The sequence below is a fragment of the Acetobacter sp. ESL1128 genome (assembly GCF_058505085.1).
On the sequence record NZ_CP196369.1, the window covers coordinates 704,151 to 727,131 of the forward strand.

The 22,981-nt window shown below is 60.6% G+C and carries 20 protein-coding genes; 11 read left to right on the top strand and 9 right to left on the bottom strand.

What is annotated here, in order from left to right:
- The first annotated feature begins 1 nt into the window (after position 1).
- Positions 2–1,858: a M3 family oligoendopeptidase gene (locus tag ACSYTG_RS03325; protein WP_489783102.1), complete on the top strand. Its 1,857-nt coding sequence runs from the start codon at positions 2–4 to the stop codon at positions 1,856–1,858.
- On the top strand, positions 1,848–3,212 hold the full coding sequence (locus ACSYTG_RS03330; RefSeq protein WP_489783101.1) for an ABC1 kinase family protein: 1,365 nt from the start codon (positions 1,848–1,850) through the stop codon (positions 3,210–3,212). Before ACSYTG_RS03325 ends, ACSYTG_RS03330 begins: the two co-directional genes overlap by 11 nt.
- A 76-nt stretch (positions 3,213–3,288) precedes the next feature.
- Here ACSYTG_RS03330 and ACSYTG_RS03335 read toward each other — a convergent pair whose 3' ends face one another.
- A complete protein-coding gene (locus ACSYTG_RS03335) occupies positions 3,289–3,879 on the bottom strand; it encodes a hypothetical protein (RefSeq protein WP_086645711.1) in 591 nt (196 codons plus the stop codon).
- Between the two features lie 242 nt (positions 3,880–4,121).
- Between ACSYTG_RS03335 and ispH the strand changes: the two genes are divergently transcribed.
- From ispH to rnhA, 3 genes are read left to right on the top strand one after another with little or no spacing between them, the layout of a single operon-like run.
- A complete protein-coding gene (gene ispH, locus ACSYTG_RS03340; protein WP_086645653.1) occupies positions 4,122–5,123 on the top strand; it encodes a 4-hydroxy-3-methylbut-2-enyl diphosphate reductase in 1,002 nt (333 codons plus the stop codon).
- Positions 5,124–5,132: 9 nt separating this feature from the next.
- Positions 5,133–6,107 carry a homoserine kinase gene (locus ACSYTG_RS03345; protein WP_415424051.1) on the top strand — a complete coding sequence of 325 codons (975 nt, stop codon included), beginning with the start codon at positions 5,133–5,135 and terminating at the stop codon, positions 6,105–6,107.
- Entirely contained in the window at positions 6,097–6,585 is a 489-nt protein-coding gene (gene rnhA, locus ACSYTG_RS03350) for a ribonuclease HI (protein ID WP_086645651.1), read from the top strand. Before ACSYTG_RS03345 ends, rnhA begins: the two co-directional genes overlap by 11 nt.
- Before the next feature lie 99 nt (positions 6,586–6,684).
- Here rnhA and ACSYTG_RS03355 read toward each other — a convergent pair whose 3' ends face one another.
- The 3 genes from ACSYTG_RS03355 to ACSYTG_RS03365 form a co-directional block, all read right to left on the bottom strand.
- Entirely contained in the window at positions 6,685–7,686 is a 1,002-nt protein-coding gene (locus ACSYTG_RS03355) for an OmpA family protein (RefSeq protein ID WP_489783100.1), read from the bottom strand.
- A gap of 85 nt (positions 7,687–7,771) precedes the next feature.
- Positions 7,772–8,584 (bottom strand): NAD kinase, encoded by an 813-nt coding sequence (locus tag ACSYTG_RS03360; RefSeq protein WP_086645649.1) that lies wholly within the window; start codon positions 8,582–8,584, stop codon positions 7,772–7,774.
- A 36-nt stretch (positions 8,585–8,620) separates the two neighbouring features.
- Positions 8,621–9,850, bottom strand: coding sequence for a glycosyltransferase family 4 protein (locus ACSYTG_RS03365; RefSeq protein ID WP_489783099.1), 1,230 nt, complete (start codon positions 9,848–9,850; stop codon positions 8,621–8,623).
- Positions 9,851–9,950: 100 nt separating this feature from the next.
- Here ACSYTG_RS03365 and ACSYTG_RS03370 point away from each other — a divergent pair, with 100 nt between their 5' ends.
- The 4 genes from ACSYTG_RS03370 to infC all read left to right on the top strand — a co-directional run bounded on the left by ACSYTG_RS03370 (position 9,951) and on the right by infC (position 14,379).
- Positions 9,951–10,778, top strand: coding sequence for a tetratricopeptide repeat protein (locus tag ACSYTG_RS03370; RefSeq protein WP_086645647.1), 828 nt, complete (start codon positions 9,951–9,953; stop codon positions 10,776–10,778).
- Positions 10,775–11,701, top strand: coding sequence for a glycosyltransferase family 9 protein (locus ACSYTG_RS03375; RefSeq protein WP_489783098.1), 927 nt, complete (start codon positions 10,775–10,777; stop codon positions 11,699–11,701). The genes ACSYTG_RS03370 and ACSYTG_RS03375 overlap by 4 nt, the downstream gene beginning before the upstream one ends.
- Positions 11,702–11,755: 54 nt before the next feature.
- On the top strand, positions 11,756–13,687 hold the full coding sequence (gene thrS / locus ACSYTG_RS03380) for a threonine--tRNA ligase (protein WP_086645645.1): 1,932 nt from the start codon (positions 11,756–11,758) through the stop codon (positions 13,685–13,687).
- A 155-nt stretch (positions 13,688–13,842) separates the two neighbouring features.
- A complete protein-coding gene (infC, locus tag ACSYTG_RS03385) occupies positions 13,843–14,379 on the top strand; it encodes a translation initiation factor IF-3 (RefSeq protein WP_059024330.1) in 537 nt (178 codons plus the stop codon).
- Positions 14,380–14,527: 148 nt separating this feature from the next.
- Here infC and ACSYTG_RS03390 read toward each other — a convergent pair whose 3' ends face one another.
- The 4 genes from ACSYTG_RS03390 to ACSYTG_RS03405 form a co-directional block, all read right to left on the bottom strand.
- Positions 14,528–15,259, bottom strand: a complete 732-nt coding sequence (locus tag ACSYTG_RS03390) for an SIMPL domain-containing protein (protein WP_233129054.1) — start codon at positions 15,257–15,259, stop codon at positions 14,528–14,530.
- Between the two features lie 448 nt (positions 15,260–15,707).
- Positions 15,708–17,129 carry a sensor histidine kinase gene (locus ACSYTG_RS03395; protein WP_278740845.1) on the bottom strand — a complete coding sequence of 474 codons (1,422 nt, stop codon included), beginning with the start codon at positions 17,127–17,129 and terminating at the stop codon, positions 15,708–15,710.
- Positions 17,130–17,146: 17 nt separating this feature from the next.
- A complete protein-coding gene (locus ACSYTG_RS03400) occupies positions 17,147–17,824 on the bottom strand; it encodes a winged helix-turn-helix domain-containing protein (protein ID WP_086645642.1) in 678 nt (225 codons plus the stop codon).
- A gap of 82 nt (positions 17,825–17,906) precedes the next feature.
- Positions 17,907–18,896 carry an AI-2E family transporter gene (locus tag ACSYTG_RS03405; RefSeq protein WP_233129063.1) on the bottom strand — a complete coding sequence of 330 codons (990 nt, stop codon included), beginning with the start codon at positions 18,894–18,896 and terminating at the stop codon, positions 17,907–17,909.
- Between the two features lie 268 nt (positions 18,897–19,164).
- Here ACSYTG_RS03405 and ACSYTG_RS03410 point away from each other — a divergent pair, with 268 nt between their 5' ends.
- Positions 19,165–20,376, top strand: a complete 1,212-nt coding sequence (locus tag ACSYTG_RS03410; protein WP_086645640.1) for an MFS transporter — start codon at positions 19,165–19,167, stop codon at positions 20,374–20,376.
- 168 nt (positions 20,377–20,544) lie between these two features.
- Positions 20,545–20,940, top strand: a complete 396-nt coding sequence (locus tag ACSYTG_RS03415; protein WP_194301282.1) for a hypothetical protein — start codon at positions 20,545–20,547, stop codon at positions 20,938–20,940.
- A gap of 55 nt (positions 20,941–20,995) precedes the next feature.
- Here the strand turns inward: ACSYTG_RS03415 and ACSYTG_RS03420 are convergent, their stop codons facing one another.
- Positions 20,996–22,888, bottom strand: a complete 1,893-nt coding sequence (locus ACSYTG_RS03420) for an ABC-F family ATP-binding cassette domain-containing protein (protein ID WP_489783097.1) — start codon at positions 22,886–22,888, stop codon at positions 20,996–20,998.
- Positions 22,889–22,981 lie beyond the last annotated feature (93 nt).

Below are 22,981 nucleotides of genomic sequence, written 5' to 3' on the forward strand. Positions count from 1 at the left end.
CATGGAACATACCGCGCATTTTTCCCGTTCGCTGTCACTTCCGCTCATGGCGGCGGAAGCCGGACCTGCCCCTTCCTCCGACCAGAGCGTTGCTGCCCTGCCGCGCTGGGACCTGTCGGCCCTGTACGCGGGCATGGACGACCCGCAACTGGAGGCCGATCTGGCTGGAGCTGCCGCGGCTGCCAAAAGCTTTGCCAAGCTGTATCAGGGCCGCCTGAACAGCCTGAACGGCGGGCAGCTGGCGCAGGCCATGAGCGAGTTTGAAGAGATAGAGGAAAAACTGGGCCGGGCAGGCTCCTATGCCTCCCTGCTGTTTGCTGCGGATTCGTCCAACCCGTCCATCAGCCGCTTCAGCCAGTCCATTAACGAACGGCTGACCGATATTTCCACCGACCTTTTATTCTTCGGGCTGGAACTCAACCGGCTGGAAGAGGCCGACCTTCAGGCCAAAATGGACGATCCCGCTCTTGCCCGCTGGCAGCCTTACCTGCGTGACGTGCGCATGTACCGCCCCCACCAGCTTGGCGATGACGTGGAAAAAGTGCTGCTGGAAAAATCCGTAACCGGCGCGCAGGCATGGTGCCGCCTGTTTGATGAAACCATAGCCGCTCTGCGGGTTACGGTAGACGGGCAGACCATGACGGTGGGCGATGCGCTTAACCGCCTGTCCGATACAGACCGTGGAGTGCGCGAGCGCGCAGGCAAGGCTGTGGGGAGCGTGTTTGAAGGGAATGTGCGCCTGTTTGCGCTCATTACCAACACGCTGGCCAAGGACAAATCCATATCCGACGGGTTGCGGCATTTTGCCCGCCCCACATCCTCGCGCAATCTGTCCAACATGGTGGAAGATGGCGTGGTGGATGCGCTGGTTTCAGCCGTGCGCACGGATTATCCGCGTCTGTCCCACCGTTATTATGCGCTCAAGGCCAAATGGATGGGGCTGGACAAGCTGGAGCACTGGGACCGCAACGCCCCCCTGCCCGGTTGCGAGGACCGCCAAATTCCGTGGACTGAAGCCAAATCCATTGTGCAGAAGGCGTATGACGGGTTTGACCCGCGCATGGGCAAGGTGATCAACACCTTCCTGACCAGCCCGTGGATTGATGTGCCGCCTGCTCCCGGCAAGTCCCCCGGCGCGTTTGCCCACCCCACCGTGCCATCGGCCCACCCCTATATCCTGCTCAACTACCACGGCCGCATTCGGGATGTGATGACGTTGGCGCACGAACTGGGGCACGGCGTGCATCAGGTTCTGGCGGCAAAGCAGGGTTACCTGATGTCCGACACCCCGCTCACACTGGCCGAAACCGCCAGCGTGTTTGGTGAGATGCTTACTTTCCAGTCCCTTCTGGATACGGAAAAAGACCCCGCCCGCCGCCGCCTGCTGCTGGCTGGTAAGGTGGAGGATATGCTCAACACCGTGGTGCGCCAGATTGCGTTCTACGAGTTTGAAACCCGCGTGCATGACGAGCGGAAAAAAGGCGAACTGCTGCCCGAACGGATTGGTGAAATCTGGCGCGCTGTGCAGACCGAAAGCCTTGGTCCGGCCTTTAACTTTACCCCTGATTACGATGCGTTCTGGGCGTATATCCCGCACTTTATCCATTCCCCCTTCTATGTGTACGCCTATGCGTTCGGGGATTGTCTGGTAAACGCGCTGTACAAGGTGTTCAGCGAAGGGGCTCCGGGTTTTCAGGACAAATACATTGCCATGCTGGAAGCCGGTGGCACGCTGCGCCACAAGGAACTGCTGGCCCCCTTCGGGCTGGATGCCTCGGACCCCGGTTTCTGGCGCAAGGGGCTGGATGTGATTTCCGGCTTTATTGACCAGTTGGAGCAGGCAGAGCATGGCGCGTGATCTTGATAACTCCGGCATGTTCGGGGAATTGCGGCGTATGGTGCAGACCACCGGCACGGTGGGGGGCATTGCCGCACGTATGGCCGGGCACAAAATGGGGATCCGCACCACGGGCCTGACCCACGCGGAAGACCTTAAATCCGTGCTGGGGGGGCTTAAAGGCCCGCTCATGAAGGCCGCGCAGCTTCTGGCCACCATCCCCGGCGCATTACCGGAAGAATATGCGGAGGAACTGGCCCAGCTCCAGTCCAACGCACCACCCATGGGCTGGAACTTTGTGCGCCGCCGCATGACGGCGGAACTTGGGGCAGGGTGGGAGAAAAACTTCCGCGCCTTTGGCAAGGAGGCCGCCGCCGCTGCAAGCCTTGGGCAGGTGCACCAAGCCATTCTGGCCGATGGCCGCCGCGTGGCCTGCAAGCTCCAGTACCCGGACATGAACTCGGCAGTGGAGGCGGACCTCAAGCAGTTCCGCATGGCCATTGGTGTTTACCACAAGCTCGACAATGCCATCCGTCAGGATGATGTGGTGGAAGAACTGGCCGAACGCCTGCGGGAAGAGCTGGATTACCGGCGTGAGGCTGCCAATATGCGCCTCTATCACGCCATTTTGCGTGACTGCCCGGATGTGACCGTACCGCTGCCGGTAGATGAGCTGAGTACCCGCCGCCTGCTGACTATGGAATGGGTTGCTGGCCAGAACCTGAATGCCGCCATCAAGGCCGGGCTTTCAGATGAACAGAAAAAGAAAATTGCCCGTGCCCTGTTCCGGGGGTGGTACGTGCCACTCTACCAGTATGGTGTGGTGCATGGTGACCCGCATATGGGCAACTTTACCGTGCGTGAGGATGGCGGGCTGAACCTGCTGGATTTTGGGGCGATCCGCATTTTCCGGCCCTCGTTCATCAAGGGCAATATCGACCTGTACAACGCCCTGCGCACGAAGGATGAGGACCTGGCAGCCCATGCGTACGAGGCATGGGGCTTCAAGGATCTCTCGCGCGAGAAGGTGCGTGTGCTCAATGAATGGGCAAGCCTGCTTTATGCCCCGCTCATGGATAACCGCGAGCGTTACATTCAGGAAGAGAACACCCCCGAATACGGGCGCGAGGTGTTGAGCCGTGTGCATGAAGGGCTGCAAAAAACAGGAGGTGTGCGCCTGCCGCGCGAATTTGTGCTGGTGGACCGCTCGGCCATTGGGCTTGGGTCGGTGTTTATGCGGCTCAAGGTTAAAATGAACTGGAGCGAACTGTTCCACGAAATTGTGGAAGGGTTTGATGAGCGGGCCCTGACCGACCGGCAGAACGCCGCCATAAAAGAGGCCCGCTTCCCCCCTGACGCACCGCCCGCCACCTAATGGGCGGGGCGCGCGTTACAGGCTTGTAAAGGTGGGGTGCACAAGGGCGGATGCTCCCTTGCGCACCCCAATTTGCTTAGTAAGCCTGATAGTTCGCCCGTTTGAGGTGCGTCTGGTTATATTCAAGCTGGCGTGGGCTTAGCTGGAATCCCACCTCGAACCGGTAGTCGGAATCGACATTGCGGGGGGGAATTGGCAGGTCGATCGTGACCACCTTGCTGGTGGTGTCAAACGTTGCAAGGTTGGCCGGGAACGTAACGGTGTGGCGGAAGATGTGCTTGTTCACAATCCGGTCGCCATGCATCACGGCAATAAACCACGGTATGTTCAGCATCTCGGTAGAGGAGGCTGGGCCGCGTTCAACCGTAATATGCAGTACGACTCGGGTCTTCAGGTCCTTGGGGCCGCCGGCGGAGCATTCTCCCTCCAGCTTGACAATACTGGCCCGCGCCACCAGATCACCAAAACCGGTACCTTTCCCGTTATACAGGTAATAGTCCGCTGCCTCGGAGGGGATATGTGTAATGGGGCAGGCAGGTGCGAACTCCATGGAGGCGCTTTCTCCGCCACTGCATGCCGCCAGAGTTGTCAGCAGGCCCATGGCCAGTGCGCCACAAGCAGTTACGCGGGGGAGCAGGCGGCGCAGGCGGGTAAGATCATAAGGCATGGAGTGATCCGGCATTATAAGGGGTGGAGGAACAAAAATAGGTGACGCACCAACCCGCAACGCCCGGCAGCGCGCGTGTTTCACGTCTTGAATGCTGCAAAACGGGTTGCATCACATGCGTCCTTTGCGTAGGCCACAACTGCCACGGCCTTTACCGGGTTTCGGGCGTAGCCTGTTTTCAGTATGCGTCTTCATAGCCAGTTATCTTCTCTATACAGTCCGCTGCAACTTTGGGGAACACCATGCCCGATCAAACTGACACCCTTACCACCACCCAGACCGCGGATACGCAGCATGGCCGCTCACTCAAGGTCCTTCTGGCTGGCCCGCGCGGCTTTTGTGCCGGGGTGGACCGCGCCATCCGTGTGGTGGAGGAAGCCATTCGCCGTTACGGCGCGCCGGTCTATGTTCGACACGAGATCGTTCATAACCGCACCGTTGTAGAGGAGCTGGAGGCACAGGGTGCCATCTTTGTGGAGGAACTGGACGAAGTTCCCGCAGATGGTCACGTTGTTTTTTCCGCCCATGGCGTGCCCAAGACCGTGCCGGCCGAAGCCGAGCGCCGCAACCTTTTGTATCTGGATGCCACATGCCCGCTGGTGTCCAAGGTCCACCGCGAGGCCGAGCGCCATTATGCCGCAGGTGGCCCGGAAAGCCGCCATATCCTCATGATCGGCCATGCCGGCCACCCCGAGGTTGTGGGTACCATGGGCCAGCTCCCCGCCGGGGCTGTAACCCTGATCAACGATGCAGACGAAGCCCGCAGCGTGCAGCCTGCGGACCCGAGCATGCTGGCGTTTATTACCCAGACCACCCTCTCGGTTGATGATACGGCAGAAATCGTGGACATCCTGCGTGAGCGCTTCCCCCTGATCGAAGGGCCAAAGCGCGAGGATATCTGCTACGCCACCACCAACCGGCAAGAAGCGGTCAAGACCATAGCCCCCGAGTGCGATCTGGTTATTGTTATTGGCTCGCCCAACTCCTCCAACTCCCAGCGTCTGCGGGAAGTGGCTGAACGCTCTGGCGCTGCCCGTGCCCTGCTGGTGCCCCGCCTGGATGCGCTGGACTGGTCCGTGCTTGATGGCGTGGGTACGCTGGGCATTACGGCGGGTGCCTCCGCACCGGAAGCACTGGTGCAGGAAATGCTGGCAGAAATGGCCAAGCGTTACACCCTGTGCATTGAAGAACGGATCGTGAAGGAAGAAAACGTAACGTTCCGTCTTCCCGCACCCTTGGGCTAAAGGTGGTTTATGGCCGTTTACACGGACGTTAGCGACGAGGCGCTGCAGGACTTTCTGGCAGATTTTGCCATTGGGGATCTGGTGTCGTTCCGTGGCATTGCCGAGGGGGTGGAGAATACCAACTTCCAGCTGCGTACAACCGAGGGGGATTTTATTCTCACTCTGTACGAAAAGCGGGTGAATGCGCGCGAACTGCCCTGGTTTCTGGGGCTGATGCAGCACCTTGCGCGGGAAGGGGTTACCTGCCCGCAGCCGGTGGCAGACCGGCGGGGGGAAACGCTAAAAACCCTTGCGGGCCGTCCTGCGGCCATTACCACGTTTTTGCCCGGTGTCTGGCCGCGTACGGTGCGTGGCGAGCATTGCCGCCCTCTGGGCCGTGCGCTGGCGCAACTGCATGCGGCAGGTCGGTCCTATGCCCCAGAGCGCGCCAATGCGCTGGGGCCAACCGCATGGGCACCCCTGCTGCAAAGCTGCGCGGGTGGGGCCAACACGGTGCAGCCGGGTTTGCAGGCGGAGCTGGAGCAGGCTCTGGCCCGTATTGTGCCCGCATGGCCGGGCCACGGTGGCAATCCAACCCTGCCGCGCGGGCAAATTCATGCCGATCTGTTCCCCGATAACGTATTTTTCCTCAACCACGGTGTATCGGGGCTGATTGATTTCTATTTTGCCTGCACGGACTACCTTGCATACGATGTGGCCATCTGCCTGAACGCGTGGTGCTTCCAGCCCGATGGCGCGTTTAACGTGACCTTTGCCCGCCAGATGCTGCTGGGGTATGAGGAAGTGCGGAAGCTTGATGAGGCCGAGTGCTGTGCCATGCCGGTTCTGGCCCAAGGTGCGGCCATGCGCTTTTTGCTGACCCGGCTGTACGACTGGATCAACACTCCGGCCGATGCGCTGGTCACGCCCAAAAACCCGCTGGATTACCTCAAACGGCTCAGGTTCCATCTGGCAACGCAGACTGTGGGTGGTTATGGACTCTGAACCTTCTTCCCCAACCCCGGAAAACCGGATGCAGGTTGAAATCTGGACAGATGGCGGGTGCAAGCCCAACCCCGGCCCCGGCGGCTGGGGGGTGTTGCTGCGCTGCAAGGGCGTTGAGCGCGAACTCTCGGGCGGGGAACTGGCAACCACCAATAACCGCATGGAACTGACAGCCGCCGCTGAAGCACTGGAAGCGCTGACCAAGCCCTGTACCGTTAACCTGCATACCGATAGCGAATATGTGCGGAACGGCATTACGCGCTGGCATACGGGCTGGGTTCGCCGGAACTGGCGCAATGCGGCGGGGGACCCTGTTGCCAATATGGATTTGTGGCGGCGCCTGCTGGATGCGGCCAAACCGCATGATGTGTCATGGCACTGGGTCAAGGGCCACTCTGGCGTGCCGGAGAACGAACTGGTGGACCAGTTGGCCACACAGGCCCGTATCCGCATGGAAGAGCAAAAAGCAGGCGCGTAGTGCCGCCTGCTGACCACCTTTACCTTACAATCTGAGTGGTTTGTGCATCGCCCCCGGCAGGCTGGGGGCGAGCCGTGCGCCGTAGCGGCTTATGCCGCGTTATGGCTCCATGTCAGACTGGTAAATATCAATATAGTCCTGTGGCGCATCTGGCTTGGCGTTCTGGGGCTGACCAATAACCCGCACATAAATTCTGGTCGAAGGCGTTCCGCCGTTCATCAGCACGCTCCGCGCTGCCAGGCCGCGGGCAAGAGCCATGCGCCGTGGGAGCGAGGGGTCATCCGCCGACCCTGAACTATAGGCATCCACAAGGGCGCGAACATGCGGCTTGTACGCAAGGTTCTGCCCGAATGCCAGAATAGCCTGATGCGTTTCGGGGTTAAGGTCGGCCGAGCCGGGGGCAAATGTCAGGCGCACACCACCGGGAATGGGCGTGAGAGTGCCGGTCGCCTGAAGCTGCACGGCAGGCTGCGGCGGAATGGGGAAGGGGTGCACCTCCACATCGGAGGGGGGCGGAGTAAGCTGCGGCACGCCCGGTGGCGCATTGGGGATAGTGGCTTCCGGCGCGGGGCGTACCGGGGCAGGGGCTGCAACCGGTTGTGCCTGCGCGGTGCCAGCCCCACCCGCAGGAGCAGGAGCAGGAGCAGGAGCAGGAGCAGGAGCAGGAGCAGGAGCAGGTTGGGCCGTGCCGGGATTACCTGCTGGCGTTGGCAATGGCTGCGTGTTCTGCCCTGCTGGTGCTGGTGCTGGTGCTGGTGCTGGTGCTGGTGCTGGTGCTGGTGCTGGTGCTGGTGCTGGTGCTGGTGGCGTTGTTCGGGTGGCGGCAGCATTTGCCGTGGCGGCTGGCTGGGTGGTTCCGGGTGTGGAGGTCTGTGCCTGCGGCCGCGACGTAGGCCGGGGGGCTACGTGGCGCTGCGTGCGTGGGTGCTGGGGTGTGTTCTGCCTTGCCTGCGTGGCGGCTGTTCTGGAGGCCGCGGGGGGCTGTGCGTCTGCCAGACTGTCGAGTGCCTGTGTGTTGGTCGTGATCTGGGCATGGGCCGTGCCCGCTCCGACCAGCCCTGCGGCGCAGAGCAGGGACAGACGGCACGAAAGGGAGAACATTTTTTTCATTGCAGTGCAGACTAGCCCAGAAGGTGGGAGGGATAAAACGGGGTATTCTGGCAAGATGGGGCAAAACGGCGCGCAGTCATGCGGAAAATTGCTCTTCTGCAATACGTTCGGAGAGTGTCTGCCCCGGATCAAACAGCAAGGTTACGGTCAGGTTACGGTCTTCGCGCACCTGAACCGAGGTCACGTCGCGTACTTCTACCGAATCGGCCACAGCAGCCACGGGCCGTTTTTCGGCCTCCATGACCGTAAAACCTACATGGGCGGTGGAGGGCAGCAGCGCGCCACGCCAGCGGCGGGGCCGAAAGGCGCATATGGGGGTAAGCGGGAGCAGATTGCCCGAAAGCGGAACAATAGGCCCGTGAGCGGAAAGGTTATAGGCGGTGGAGCCTGCCGGTGTTGCCAGTAATGCGCCATCGCAGATCAGCTCAGGCACACGGACCAGCCCATCCACATCTATGCGGAGCTTGGCGGCCTGGCGTGTCTGGCGGAACAGGTACACGTCATTCAGGGCGAGCGCTTCGTGCGTTTCATTGCTGCTGGTTGTGGCGGTCATGCGCAACGGGTGCAGGGTGGCGGCCTGTGCGTGAAAAAGGCGGTGGGGCAGGTCTTCTTCGTCCATCGGGTTCATCAAAAACCCAACGGAGCCACAGTTCATGCCATACACCGGGGCGGTGAGCTGTGTTTCCAGCACCACGCGCAGGGTTTCGAGCATAAAGCCGTCCCCCCCCAGACAGACAATAATTTCCGCATCGCCAGGGTGGCAGTTGCCGTAATGGGCTACCAGCCGGTCAAACTCCATCCGTGCCTCATGCGTGGGGGCGGCCATAAAGGCCAGCTTGCGCGGCGTCTGGGCAAAAAGGGGCTGCGTGGAGGGGGATGCGGCACTCATGCTCTGCCCTGTGGGTGGAGGAAGGAAGAGTGTGTCTTACCCCGCAAGACCGTGGTCCTGAAAGGGGGCGGTCTCATTTTTGGTGTGGAGGAAGGCAGGGGCCAGCCGGGTGCCCAGTAACTCGTCATAGACGCCCAGTGTTGCGTGCTGCATGGCCTCGGTTGTGTAGTGCGCCATAACTGCCTGCCGGGCGGCCGTGCCCATATGGACGAGTGAGGCTGCCGGGGCATTGAGTACGGCCAACATGGCATCGGCCAGCGCCTCCACATTGTTGGGAGGAACAGATAGACCGGTTACACCATTCTCCACCGTTTCCACCGCCGCCCCGTGGTGGGAGACAATAACCGGGCGGCACATGGCCTGTGCTTCCACCACAACACGGCCAAAGGGTTCGGGGCGGAGGGAGGGCACAAGCACCATGGAGGCCAGTGCCATGGCGGCGGGCATGTCCTCGCAGTGGCCGGCAAAGCGGATTCTGTCGTCCAGCCCAAGGCTGCTGGCCAGTTGGGTGAGTTCCTGCACGTAGCGCCCGTCTGCCTTGTCGGACCCGGCAAACACGCAGTGCCATGGCTGGTCGGGCAGCCCGGCTTCCAACTGCGCCAATGCCTGCAGCACAAGGGTCTGCCCTTTCCAGCCGGTAAGCCTGCCGGGCATGAGAATAATGGCTGACCCTGCGGGAATGCCCCATTGCTCGGCAAGCTGGTGCATGCGCTGCCCGCTGACCGCATGGGGGCTGAACTGCCCTATATCCGCCCCGCGCGGAATAACCCGCAGGCGGGTGGCAGGCACATTGTAGTCTTTGTGGAGCATCCGCCCGATATGCGCGCTTATGGCAATAACCCGGTCCCCGCTGGCCAGCACGGAATTATACAGCTTTTTGCCCGGCATGGTGTTGGCATGCACGCCATGCCATGTGGTGACAAACGCGGTGCGGGTACGCTTGCACGCCATTCTGGCTGTCCAGGCGGGAATGCGGGAGCGGGCATGCACCAGAGCTACATTGTGCTGGCCCAGTATGCGGGCCAGTACACGGGCATTCTTCCAGACATGTGCGGGGTTGCGGCTGCCACATTCGGGGAGGGTAATATGCTCTGCCCCCAGACTCCGCAGCATGGGCACAAGGCGGCCACCGCTGCTGGCAACAAGGGCCTTACCCCCGGCCTGAGTAATGGCCTGCGCCATTTCCAGCGTGCCGCGTTCAACCCCCCCCTGCTGCAGGGCAGGAAGAATTTGCAAAATAACAGGAGAGCTTAGAGAACTGGCCATGGTGCTCCTATTATCACGCACAGGGGCAAAAGTGCCATATTCTGAACATGCTGGGGTCCGCGCTTGACCAGTATGGGCCAGAGTTTGCTATGGATGGTCTATGAAAGCAGTTTTCTCTGCGCGTCGGTCCTTGCCCTGCATGCTGGCTGGCGCTGTTGTTCTGGCGGGAGCATCTTCGTTTGAAGATGTCGCACAGGCCCGCACGCAGCAGGCGTCGGGGGATAAAAAACAGGTCTGGTCCGTGACCACCTGCATGGCCATGATCGGTGATGACCCCTACGGCGCGCGGGATTACGCGCTGGACTGGCTGCACCATGGCGGCGGGCGGGATGCCCGGCACTGCCACGCTCTGGCCCTGCTTGAAGCGGGGGATGAAGACGAATCCGCACGTGAGCTGGATGAACTGGCCCACCAGACCGCACCCAAGGGGGATGTGCCTCCGCCAGCCCTGCGTGCAACTCTGGAGGATGAGGCCGCCGAGGCATGGCTAGCCGCCGGAGTGCCGGGCAAGGCGCAGGCCAGCGCGGATTTTGGGCTGCTGGCCCAACCCCATGACCAGTCCTTGCAAATTGCGCGGGCGCGCAGCGTGCTGGCCCAGAACCGGGCCGATCTGGCGGAGCAGGAACTCACGGCCCTGATAGCCCACCAACCCGGTGCCATGCCCGAAGCCTATGTTCTGCTGGCCGAGGCCGAGCGCAAGATGGGGCGCCTTGACCTTGCCATGCAGCATGTTGCCCATGCTCTGGCTGTGGCGCCAGACAGTGCAGCCGCCCTGCTGGAGCGCGGGATTATTCGCGAACGCAAGGGCGATGCCACCGGTGCGCAGCAGGACTGGCAGAAGGTGCTGGACCTCTCCCCCGATAGCCACGAGGCAGACATGGCCCGTCAGGATCTGGCCGTGATGGCGGCAGACCCCGATTCTCCATGAGTGGAGTGCCGGGGCTGGACCCGCAGCGTATTCTGGTTATCCGGCTGAGTGCGCTGGGGGATTTTGTGCAGAGTTTTGGCCCGTTCGAGGCCATAAGGCGCGCACACCCCAACGCCAGCATAACCCTGCTGACAACCCGCCCCTTTGTGGAACTGGCCCGCCTTGCCCCATGGTTTGACCATGTGGAAGTGGACCACCGCCCCCGCTGGACCAACCTTGCCGGGCTACGCACCCTAAGGCGGCAGTTGCGCGGGTATGACCGGGTTTATGATTTGCAGACATCGGGGCGCACTGCGCGGTATTTCTGGCTGGCGGGGCGGCCGGTGTGGTCCGGGCATGTGGGGCGCGCTGCCTTGCCCCACGCCAATCCGTGGCGGGACATCATGCACACACGCCCCCGCCAGCGTGACCAGTTGCGTATGGCGGGCGTTACCCCGGTGGACCGGCCCGACCTTGGCTGGCTGGTGGGTGGTGGGCCGCACCTGCCCCAGCCCTATGCCTTACTGGTACCCGGTGCGGCCCCCCATCGTCCCGCCAAACGCTGGCCCGCCGGGCATTACGGCCAGTTGGCGGCCCAGATGGTAGCGCACGGCATAACCCCCGTTGTGGTTGGCAGTGCCGGGGAGCAGCCTCTGGCAGCACAGATCCTGCGGCATTGCCCGCCGGCGCTGGACCTGACAGGCCAGACCAGCCTGCCCGACCTAGCGGGCCTTGCCGCACGGGCATGGGGGGCGGTAGGGAACGATACAGGCCCCATGCACCTGGCTGCCGAGGTTGGATGCCGCTGCCTTGTCCTGTTTTCGCGTGACAGTACGCCTGCGCGCACAGCCCCTTTGGGGTATGCGCCGGGGCAGGTGGACGTGTTATGGGCGCGTGATCTTGCATTCCTTTCGGTGCAGAGGGTTGCAGCCGCGCTCTGGTAGCGCCATTAAACACTCTTTGCTTTTATTCTTCCTATCCTTTTGGAGCTTGCACCTATGCCCGCTATCACCCTGCCCGACGGTTCTGTTCGCAGTTTTGACGGGCCAGTTACGGGCACTACGGTGGCAGAGTCCATTGGTGCAGGACTGGCCAAGGCCGCTTTGGCCATGGAAGTAGACGGCCAGCTCAGCGATATTCGCCAGACCATAAAAGCCGATGCCAAGGTCCGCTTTATTACCAAAAAAGACCCGGAATCGCTCGAACTGATCCGCCACGATGCCGCCCATGTGCTGGCCGAGGCCGTGCAGGAACTGTTCCCCGGTACTCAGGTGACCATTGGCCCGTCCATTGAACACGGGTTCTATTACGACTTTTTCCGTGCCGAGCCGTTTACCCCCGAAGACTTTGCCGCCATCGAAGCCAAGATGAAGGAAATCGTGGCACGGGCCGAGCCGTTCGAGCGCGAAGTCTGGCCGCGTGATGCCGCCATTGCGTTTTTTGAAGAACGCGGCGAATCGTTCAAGGCCGAGCTGATCCGTGACCTGCCGGAAACGGAAGATATTTCCATCTACCGGCAGGGCCAGTGGCTGGACCTGTGCCGTGGCCCTCACCTGCGCACCACCAAGGATGTAGGAACTGCCTTCAAACTGATGAAGGTCGCCGGCGCTTACTGGCGCGGGGACCACCGCAACCCCATGCTGACCCGCGTGTACGGCACCGCATGGCGCGACCAGAAGGAACTCGACGCCTACCTGCTCCAGCTTGAGGAAGCCGAAAAGCGTGACCACCGCCGTATCGGGCGGGAGATGGGGCTGTTCCACTTCCAGGAAGAAGCCGTGGGGCAGGTCTTCTGGCACGCCAAGGGCTGGCGCGTTTATTCCGTGTTGCAGGACTACATGCGTCGCGCACAGACCCGCCACGGATACCAGGAAGTGCGTACCCCCCAGCTTGTGGACCGTGGTCTGTGGGAGGCATCGGGCCACTGGGACAAATACCGCCACCACATGTTTGTCGCCACGGTGGAGGATGAGGATAAAACCCTCGCCCTCAAACCCATGAACTGCCCGTGCCATGTGCAGATTTTCCGCCATGGGCTGCGCTCCTACCGCGAGCTGCCGCTCCGCATGGCCGAGTTTGGGGCCTGCCACCGGTACGAACCCTCGGGCGCGCTGCATGGCCTGATGCGTGTGCGTGGCTTTACGCAGGATGATGCGCATATCTTCTGCACCGAGGACCAGATTGCGGCCGAGACCGTACAGTTTGTGAAGATGCTGCACGAAGTGTACCAGGACCTCGGGTTTGAGCACGTACGCGTCAAGTTTGCTGACCGCCCAGAACAGCGCGCAGGCAGCGAAGCGGTGTGGGACAAGGCCGAAGCCGCACTCAAGGAAGCCTGCACCGTTGCCGGGGTTGAGTACGAATATAACCCGGGTGAGGGGGCATTCTACGGTCCCAAGCTCGAATTCGTGCTGCGTGACGCCATTGGCCGTGACTGGCAGTGTGGCACCTTGCAGGTGGACCTTGTGCTGCCCGAACGGCTGGATGCCAGCTATGTGGGCGAGGACTCGGCCAAGCACCGCCCCGTTATGCTGCACCGCGCCATTCTGGGCTCGTTCGAGCGGTTCCTCGGGATTCTGATCGAGCAGCACGCTGGGCGCTTCCCGCTGTGGCTGGCACCTGTTCAGGTGGTTGTGGCCTCCATTGTCAGCGATGCCGCACCCTATGCGCAGGATGTTGCCGCGGCCCTGCGTAATGCCGGGCTGGTGGCTGAGGCGGATGTCCGTAACGACAAGATCAACGCCAAGGTCCGTGAGCATAGCGTAGGCCGCGTACCGGTTATTCTGGTCGTCGGGCGGCGTGAGGCGGAGGAAGGCACTGTGGCCATGCGCCGCCTTGGCTCGCAGGCGCAGGAGGTGCTAACGCTGGATCAGGCCATTGCTGCACTCAGCCACGAAGCGACACCACCCGATCTGCGCAAAAAGGCGTGAAGCAGGCCGGGTTTTTGTGGCAATGCTGCAATGCCCCTGATTTATTGCATGGACCGCTTGATAAACAGCGGAGAATTGCGCACATACTAACCGCAGGCGGAGCACCGGGTAACGGTGCTTCTGTTTGTTTTTGAAATGTATTACAGGAGCCGACCATAGTCAGATCCCCTTACCCCGCGGCACCCAGCAAAGAAGGGCCGCGCGTGAATGAAGAAATTCGTGTGCCGCAGGTTCGCCTGATTGATGAAACAGGCGAAATGGCGGGCGTTATGTCCGTGCGTGATGCGCTTGCCCGTGCCTATGGCGTTGGGCTGGACCTGCTGGAAATAAGCCCCAATGCTGAGCCGCCGGTAGTAAAGATTCTTGACTACGGCAAGTTCAAGTACGAGCAGCAGAAAAAGCGCAACGAAGCCAAGAAAAAACAGAAAGTTATTGAAATCAAGGAAGTCAAGGTTCGTCCGAACATCGACGAAAATGACTACCAGGTTAAGATGCGCTCTGTGAAAAGCTTTATTGGCGACGGGGATAAGGTCAAGGTCACACTGCGTTTCCGTGGGCGTGAAATGGCGCATCAGGAACTGGGGATCAAGGTCCTGGAACGGATTCGGACAGAGATTGATGAACTGGCCAAGGTTGAGCAGATGCCCCGCCTTGAAAACCGCCAGATGATTATGGTGCTGGCACCGCGTTAAGCATTTTTTTGTCTGGACTGGTTATAAAAAACCGCCCGGGGTTGGCCCCCGGGCGGTTTTTTTGTGCGTGCATTCTTCTATGCCGCGTTTATGCGCCCCGGTTTTGGGGCGCAGCTTACCACTATGATACCCGACCCCAGAGATCTGCTCAGGGTTCGAGAAGAACGGTTGCCCGCAGGTCTGCGCGCACGGTCTGGGTTTCCGCCGTGCTGGAGGGGCTGGCATCGAGCGAATCGTTTGCCGCACCGGCAACAGCAGCCCGGAGCATAATGGGCATAGGGTGGGGGTAGCCCTGGTCGGAAACACTGATCTGCGTAAACCGGGCTACGTGGAGGCCAAGGGACTGCGCAAGTGTATCGGCCTGTTTTTTAAGCTCGATAATGGCTTTTTTCTCGGCTTCCAGAAACAGGCTCTGGCGTTTTTCGTCCGAAAGTGACCAGTCCAGCCCTTCCAGAATAAGCCCCTTGGCTTGCAGCTGCCCGGCCAGTGGCAGCAGGTTTTTGCCATCTGTGGCAGAAAAGCTCAGGGTCTGGCTGGCAGTCCAATAAGGGGAGGCTTTTTCGGGCCGTGTCTCGTACACCGAATACTGGAGAACAGCGGCTTTGATGTCGGCATTTTTGGCGGCTTCATCCGTGGCTTTTTTGACCACAGCATTGACGCCCCCTTGGGCGGAGGCCGCATTCTTGTTCTGGCTTTCCGCCCTGAAGCGCGCACTCAGCTTGTCTGGAGCCGCCTCTGTGGTGCCCGTGGCATGGATTTCCAGCCGGGTATAAGGCTCTTTGTTGTCCTCGGCATGGGCGGCAGGCGTGTGGGCCAGCACGGCCATGCCCGAAGCCAGAGCCACAAGACCCATGGATTTGAAAGATGGGAGGAGAGTCACGATGGTGCTCCTTCTGCATTCAGTAGGGCGCGGCGCAAGCGCACCAGTCCGGGGCGGACATGCCCGTTTTCGCAAAGGTTTATGCCTTCCGCCTTCAGGCTGGAGACGGAGGCAGAAGACTTCGTGGCTGAATATGAATCTATCAAATGGGCAAGTTCAAGGCAGAAGGAGAGACTGTCAGACGTAACAACAACTGGGGTGGATAATCTGGGAGCGGGAAAAAAGTGCCAGCCAAACGGCAGCGATGTTGGCAGGTGCGTGTTACTGGCAAGGGTGACGGAACCGCCCGTAATAACGCACGCCAAAGCTAATGACAGAACAAGGGGTAAGCGGAAATTCATAGAGACACTAAGAGACGCAATTGCATGTTATTTCAACAAAACTATCCACCAAAAACGATCTATTAACGTTAATAGATTTACGTCATCATTGTAATATTACGTATAGTTTAGGTTTTATCTGGATAATCATGTATTGCGGGCACATCTATAGTCACCGCAAGACCGGGATTGTTGTGCGACAAACGCAATGTGCCGCCATGCAGTTCTACAATGGCCTGCACAAGGGATAAACCCAGCCCCGAACCGGGGGTATGGCGCGCCCGCTCTGCCCGAAAGAAGCGTTCCGATGCCCGGGCAAGGTCTGCTTCGTTCATGCCAATGCCCCTGTCCACCACCATAATGCGGATGGTGCCTGACTGCTCACGCTCCGTAGCGGGCGGGGCGGGAATGTGCCACGCGCTCAGGCTTATGGCCCCTTGTGGGGGGGAGAATTTGATGGCGTTGTCCAGAATATTGGCCAAAGCCTGCTGGAACATGGCCTGATCCCCCCAGAATGGCAGGTGGGGGGGTAAATCTGTCCGTAATTTAAGGCCGTGGTCATCTGCTACGGCTTCATACAATTCCGTAATGTCGCGCAAGGTGGTGGCCAGATCGAATATGGCAAAGGCCGAGCGGCGTGTGCCTGCCTCAATCTGGGCAATGCGCAGCAGGGCTTCGCAAATGCCGGTCACGTTATCCAGATTGACCACGGCCTGATCTATGGCAGCACGGAGAGCCTGCTCGCTTGTGGCGGAGCGGGAGGCATCTTCCAGCTCGGCACGGGCACGGGCAATGGGGGTGCGCAGGTCATGGGCAATGGAGTTGGAAACCTGTTTGACCCCATCCATCAGCCGGGTAATGCGGTCTAGCATCTGGTTGATGGTCAGGGCCACATCGTCCAGTTCGTCCCCCATGCCGGATACGGGAATCCGGCGGGACATATCACCCTGCGTAATGGCAAGGGTTGTACGGTTGATGGAGTGGATGATCCGCCGGAACAGGATGCGCACAACCCAGCCCCCGCCAATGGCCAGCAACCCGACCATAAGGCAGGTCCAGACCATGGCATCGGTGAGCATGCGCTGGATCTGGGTACGTTCGCTAATATCGCGCCCGATGAGCAGAAGGTAATCGCCTTGCAGCGTCCATACGCGGACCTGCGCAAGGTTGAGTTGCCCATCACGGAGCACGGGCAGGGTCTGCCAGATCTGGGTAGGGTCGAGCCGTACGGGCCAGTGGGCCAGATTGCCAGCCAGCAGTTTGCCGTCCGGCGCACTCAGCAGGTACAGGGCGTTGTCGTCTATATCCTGCGCCAGACGGTTGCTGATCAGGTTTTCCAGCCCCAGAATACCGTCATGCCGCCATTCCGTCAGCAGGGCATGGGCATCAAGCGCAATGGAGTGGCGTACGCGCTGTTCCAGCAGGCCAATGGTGCCCCACCATACAAACGACAGGAACAGTATGGCGGAGCTGATAAACAGAACACTGTAAACAAGACCAAAACGCAGGCTGACGGATTGTATGCGGACCTTGCGTAAAATGGTCTGCATAAATCGGCCTGGTCCGGTCATTCTTGCAGCATGTATCCGGCGTTGCGCACGGTATGCACCAGCGCGTGCTCAAAAGGTTTGTCTATTTTCTGGCGCAGGCGGGAGATGTGGACGTCAATCACGTTGGTCTGCGGGTCAAAGTGGTAGTCCCACACGCCTTCAAGCAGCATGGTGCGGGTTACGACCTGCCCGGTGTGACGCATTAAAAATTCCAGCAGCCGGAACTCGCGCGGTTGCAGGTCTATTTTCTGCCCACCCCGGCGCACAGCGCGGGAGAGCAGGTCTATTTCCAGATCGCCCACGCTCAGTTTGGTCAGGGGCTGGGCCTCGTTGCGGTTGCGCCGCACAAGGGCTTCCAGCCGGGCCTGTAGCTCGGAAAAGGAGAAGGGCTTGCTTACGTAGTCATCCCCACCTGCTTTAAGCCCGGCGACTTTCTCGTCCACATCCGCCAGAGCGGACAGCAGGAGAACGGGGGTCAGGTTCCCTTCACGGCGCAGGGTTTCCAGAATATGGAGCCCCTCCACCCCACCGGGGAGCATACGGTCGAGGATGATGACATCGAACTTATCCTGGCAGGCAAGGGAGAGCCCCTGCTTGCCGTCTGCCGCCTGTTCCACCAGATGACCTGCTTCGGACAGACCCTTGGCAACAAAGTTACGGACCGTTTGATCATCTTCTATTAGAAGAACACGCATAGACAGACCTCAATTACCCAAACGGATTACCAAATTCTTACAAGGAATATATGTTCTTGTCACGGGTTAGTGCGGAAATGTTTCATATACGGTCTGTTTCGGCTAGGGGTTTTGTGAGGGAATCAAGGATTGCCAGCAGAACCGCCGTAAGGGGAGAAGCAAAAATCAGCCCCGGAAAGCCCAGAATAGCCCCGAACAAAGTCTGGGAGAGCACGGTAAGGGCCGGTGGCATCTGCACCGCATGGCGCTGGATAACGGGGGCAAGCACGTTGCCTTCAAAAAACTGGATCACGCTATACAGCACGGCCACCATAATGGTCTCACGCGTGCCGAGCGAGAGAGCAAGCAGCAGGGCAGGCACAGCCCCCATAATGGCACCAATATAGGGGATAAAATTACACATCCCCGCCAGTACACCCAGTGCCAGTGCCAGAGGCACGCCAATAAACCACAGCCCGATGCCCGAGAGCGTGCCAACCACCAGCATGTCCAGAGACTGGCCAGCAACCCATGCCCACAGGGTCTGCCCCGCGCGCAGCAGCAACTGCCGGATGACCGGGCGGCGTTCTTCTGGCACCAGACGCAGCAGGCCATTGGCATAGGTGGCGGGGGACATGGCAAAATACAGCCCGGCAATCAGCACCACAACCAGCGTGCCTATGGCACCAAAGGCAGAGCCCAGTATGCCGGTCATGGACCCGGCAATACGTGAGCCAAGCGAGGCCAGACCACTATCGCCCCCGGTATGGTGCCCCCCGAGGGAGGCAGGCAGGTAGTTGAGGATCATCTGCCCGGTGGGTGTGCCCTGCAGGGTGCCCCGCAAGGCCATTTCCTGCTGGCGCAGGGCTTCTTGCAGGCGGATGGCCTCGCTCACAATGGCAGGGCCACTGTTCCAGACCAGCAGGGCGGCACTGGATAGCAGGGCCAGCACGACAATGCTGAGCGCCCATGCGTGCGACACGCCAAGGTGGCGGCGCAGGATGCGGGCCAGCCCGTAAAGTACCACCGCACACAGCACGGAGGCAAACACCACCATAAGCACATCACCCAAAAGCCATATGAGCAGGCCCATGCACACAGCCCCCACGGACAGGCGCAGGATGCGGGCAATATGTTCGGGGCCAAACACTGGCGAGTCCGGCCGTGGCGTGGGTGGGGGAGGGGAACCGCTATCGGATGGCATGCAAGAAAACTCTTTCAGGATCGGGGGAGGCTGTGTAACGGCTGTCCGTTCGTTAATCTGTAAGCACACGATGTCTTACTTTTTTGTGTACTCTTATCCATTCATGCACGGATGTGAGAAGAAAATTCTTTATATAGTTGCAGGAGCATAAACGGACATGTCTGGCGGGAACGACGGTGGGCTGGCGGCTGCCTCCAAAGCCATTCTCGCTCTGGCGGTGGGCACTTTTGCCATCGGCACGGGAGAATTTGCGGCAATGGGGCTGCTGCCCCAGATGGCGGACAGCATGCATGCCAGTATTCCACGCACGGGGGAGGCTATTTCAGCCTATGCTCTGGGGGTTGTGGTGGGGGCTCCTGTTGTGTCGGTCATGGCCGCGCAAATGTCGCGCAGGCAGTTGCTGGTGCTGCTTATGGGCTGGTTTGCCGTAGCCAATGCACTGGGCACACTGGCCGCCTCGCTGGGTATGCTTGATCTGGCGCGGTTTGTAACCGGGCTGCCACATGGCTCCTTTATGGGGGTTGCGGCACTGGTTGCTGCGGGGCTGGTGGACCGTGGCTACCGTGGGCGGGCCGTGGGGCGTGTTTTTTCAGGCCTGACCATTGCCAATGTGGTGGGGGCTCCCTTTGCCACTTATGCCGGGTCGTATTTCGGGTGGCGGCTGTCCTACCTGTTTATTGGCCTTATTGGCGTTGCGTGCTGCCTTATGGTGCTGGCATGGGTGCCGTATGATGCGCCTAACCGGGCGCGCTCGGCCTTGTCGGAGCTTGGTGCGTTTTCACGCAAGCAGGTCTGGTACGTCATGGGCACCGTGGCGGTGGGGTGTGGTGGCATGTTCTGCGTGTACACCTATTTTTCCGTGACGTTGCAGGATGTGACCCATGTGCCGCTCTGGGGTGTGCCGCTTTTTCAGGCGCTCTGGGGTGTTGGCATGTGTGCGGGCGCATGGGCAGGTGGCCACCTGATGGACAGGAACCTGAAATGGGCAACCATTTTTGCGTTTTTGTGGAATGCCGCCGCACTGGGGCTGTTTGCACTGGTTGCACATTCGGTCTGGCTGACGGCGCTGGCCGTTTTTATGCTTGGCGGTGGCATTGCCATTGGCCCGGCCATGCAGGTCCGCCTGATGGATGTGGCAGCCGATGCACAGACCCTTGCCGCTTCCATGAACCACGCGGCCTTCAACCTTGCCAACGCCATTGGGGCCTGGCTGGGCGGGATGGTGCTGGCTGTGGGGTTTGGGCTGGAAGCCACAGGCTGGGCCGGTATGGCGCTCTCGCTCGTGGGGCTGGTGCTTTTCCTGCTCTCGCTACGGGTGGAAACGCTGGACGCCAGAAAAGCTGCGCTGGCAGAAGGTGGTGCTGCGTAAGCCGAACAACAGGCCCTGTACGCGCATAAGGGCTGCTTTGCGGCCCGGAGGGCGCACAGGGCCGTTACCGCAGGTATTGCCGTGGTTTTTACTCGACCTGCTTGCTGTTTATTTATAACCCTGAGCGGGCAGGTGCAAAAAGCAGATCAATACTGAAGGTGTGTGAGCATGGAAATCAGCAGCCCCTACCAGATCCTGAACAGCCCGGCGAGCGCGGCCCAGCAAAGCCAGAACAGGAAATCCCTCGGGCTGGATTTCAGCAACATGACACCACAGGAAATGGAATCCGCACGGCGGGAGCTGTCGCTGGAGGGCAAGATTTCGCTCCATCAAAGTGTGACAATGGCTCTGATGGATGGCTATGCGCTGGAAGGCGTGAATGGTGGAAAGCTCGTGAGTGGCTCAACCAACATGTACGCCATGATTGATTCGCTACTGGATTATCAGGAAAAAAACGGCGTCTTCAACGTCCAGCAAAACATTGAATCGCTTAAGTCTCTTCGCAAGGTGCTTGAGGAGAACGATGTGAATTACACCTCCTCCACAACATCCATAACGGCCTGAAAGCCCCCCCCTAGCCCAACCGGAAAGGGGGAGGTGGAAAGGCACCGGGTTGCGCCTATGGGGCGCTGGCCGTGTCCTCTTCCATCTGGGCTTCGGCGGTTAGCCAGCGTTCTTCGGCTTCGGATTCCTCTTTGGCAATGGCGGCCAGTCGGGTGTTCAGGCGGGTTACTTCTGCCGCCTTGCCCGGTTCGTACAAAGCCGGGTCAGCCAGTGCGGCTTCCAGCTTTGTGCGCTCAAGGGCCAGCTTGGCCAGCTTGGCTTCCGCATCCTTAACAATTTTACGCAAGGGAGCCTGCGCCTTGCGGATTTCGGCCCGGTCGCGGCGTTCGTCCTTGCGACTGTTCTGGCTTGTGGCGTCCTGTTTGGGGCGGTTGCTGGCGCGGCTACGCTCAAGCAGCCATGTGCGGTATTCGGTCATATCCCCTTCAAACGGGGTGACCTGCCCATCTGCCACCAGCCACAGCCGGTCCGCCACCAGTTCCACCAGATGCGGGTCATGGCTGATCAGCACCACGGCCCCTTCAAAATCCGCCAGAGCGCGGATCAGCGCATCACGCGCGTCGAGGTCCAGATGGTTGGTGGGTTCGTCCAGAATAAGCAGCTGGGGGGCATCTCGCGTGGCAAGGGCCAGCAGCAGGCGGGCTTTTTCCCCGCCCGAGAGGTCTTTGACCGCGGTTTCCGCCCGGTCCACATCCAGCCCGAAGCGGGCTAGCTGCGCGCGTACAACCGGCATGGTGGCTTTGGGCAGGGCACGCGCCATGTGCTCGATCGGGGTCTGGTCCAGATGCAGTTCTTCGGTCTGGTGCTGGGCAAAATACCCAACCCGGAGCCGGGCATTGCGCTCCACATCGCCCGAAAGCGCCTCAAGGCGGCCAGCTATCAGTTTGGCGAGGGTGGATTTACCATTGCCGTTGGCGCCAAGCAGGGCAATCCGGCTTTCCATATCCAGCCGGAAGGAGAGGTTGCTCAGCACAGGCCTGCCCTCATACCCCACGCTTGCGCGGTTGACGCTCAGGATGGGGGGAGGGAGCTGCTCGGGCTCGGGGAAGGAAAAATGTGCAGCGGTATCTTCCACCACAGCGTCGATCACGGGCAGTTTTTCCAGCGCCTTGAGCCGGGCCTGTGCCTGTTTGGCTTTGGTGGCCTTGGCCCGGAAGCGATCCACAAAAGACTGCATATGAGCGCGGCGGGCGGCAATTTTTTCGGCCTGCCGGGTCTGCTGCAACGCCTGTTCGGTACGGATTCGGACAAAATTTTCGTAGCCACCGGGGGTCAGGCTCAGCTTGCCGCGTTCCAGATGGGCAATGGCGTCCACACAGGAATCGAGCAGGCCACGGTCATGGCTGACAATAAGGGCAGCCCCTGCGAATCGGCGTAACCAGTCTTCCAGCCAGAGTGTGGCTTCAAGGTCCAGATGGTTTGTGGGTTCGTCGAGCAGCAGCAGGTCAGGTTCCAGAAAAAGGGCCGTGGCCAGCGAGACACGCATGCGCCACCCGCCCGAAAAGTCCGATACCGGGCGCATCTGCGCCTGAGCACTAAAGCCCAGTCCCGCCAGCACGGCCCCGGCACGCGCGGGGGCGCTGTCTGCCCCTATGGCGCGCAGGCGTTCGTGTATTTCGCCAAGGCGCATGGGGTCTGTGGCCTGTTCGGCCTCGGCCAGCAGGGCTGTGCGCTCGGTATCGCCTGCCAGAACGGTGTCCAGCAGGTTGGCGCCATCTGCTGGGGCTTCCTGTTTAACGCGGGCCATGCGCGCGCGTGAGGATAGGCGGATTTCCCCCCCATCGGGGGCAATGTCCCCCGCAATGGCGGCCAGCAGGGTGGACTTGCCAGCACCATTGCGCCCGACCAGCCCGACCTTGCGGCCGGGGTCGATGGAAAGGCTCGCCTGGTCCAGCAGAACGCGGCCAGCCATACGCAGGCTAAGGTTGGAGATGACAAGCAGGCTCAACTCAAGTCTCGTTTCTTCTGGAATTGTTCATTACATTCTGTGTGGTACCTACCAGCCAGCGCCGATATGCTCTAGATGGAAACGCTGAACGTT